Source organism: Galbibacter kalidii (assembly GCF_026241135.1).
In the GTDB taxonomy this organism is placed as follows: Bacteria; Bacteroidota; Bacteroidia; order Flavobacteriales; family Flavobacteriaceae; genus Galbibacter.
Genome location: NZ_JAPFGA010000078.1, coordinates 1 through 740 on the forward strand (window position 1 = coordinate 1; position 740 = coordinate 740).

Genomic DNA, 740 nt, shown 5'->3' on the forward strand with positions numbered 1-740 from the left:
GTCAGGGCCTCATCGAGGGGCTCGAGCCAGACTTGCCGGCTCGCGACCCAGACAACCACGTAGAATGAGGAGGACCGATGCCGACACTCTTTCGCGAAGGCCCCTGCCGGTTCTTCTTCTACAGCGACGAGAGCGATCCACGTGAGCCGCCACACGTCCATGTGAGAGCCGGCGACCAGGTCGAGTTTCTGGAGGCATGGCATGCGCACTTTGAATCTTGAATCCGACCCGCTCGCTGTTGACGTGAGCTTCACCGCCGACACCTTCCGCGTCACGCTGGACGATGGCCGCGAGCTGTCGATCCCGCTGGCCTGGTTCCCCCGGCTGCTGCACGGCACACTGGAGCAGCGCGAGCAGTGGGAGCTGATCGGCCGCGGCGAAGGACTCCATTGGGAAGCCTTGGATGAGGACATCTCTATTGCCGGTCTGTTGGCTGGGCGGGGCGACCAGACGCGACGCCGCCAGGCAGTTGCCTGACTCTTTGCCTCCGGCCTTCCCATCAGCCAGGGCCTCTTGAAGGACAGCCAAATCTCACTGCCGCTATACTCCCAGGTGTTACACCCTCTCCAGCTAAAAATGTGACACCTTGATACATGCCCGAGCTGAATTTGTCAGATGCCGCCAGGCTGTACGGAAAGAGCCGCATGACGATCCATCGTCACTGCCGATCAGGCCGCATCACGTCTAGGCTCAGCGACGATGGGCAGCGCTTGATCGACCTCTCTGAACTGATCCGCGCC

3 protein-coding genes are annotated in these 740 nt (G+C 61.8%); all 3 read left to right on the forward strand.

Annotation, left to right across the window (positions count from 1 at the left end):
• Nucleotides 1-77: 77 nt before the first annotated feature.
• Complete coding sequence (locus tag OOZ15_RS20500; RefSeq protein WP_369127985.1) at nt 78-221, forward strand: DUF4160 domain-containing protein; 144 nt, start codon at nt 78-80, stop codon at nt 219-221.
• Complete coding sequence (locus OOZ15_RS19945; protein WP_240570086.1) at nt 202-477, forward strand: DUF2442 domain-containing protein; 276 nt, start codon at nt 202-204, stop codon at nt 475-477. The genes OOZ15_RS20500 and OOZ15_RS19945 overlap by 20 nt, the downstream gene beginning before the upstream one ends.
• A 116-nt stretch (nt 478-593) precedes the next feature.
• Nucleotides 594-740 (forward strand): helix-turn-helix domain-containing protein (locus tag OOZ15_RS20505; protein WP_416337332.1); only part of this gene is annotated, 147 nt, incomplete at its 3' end.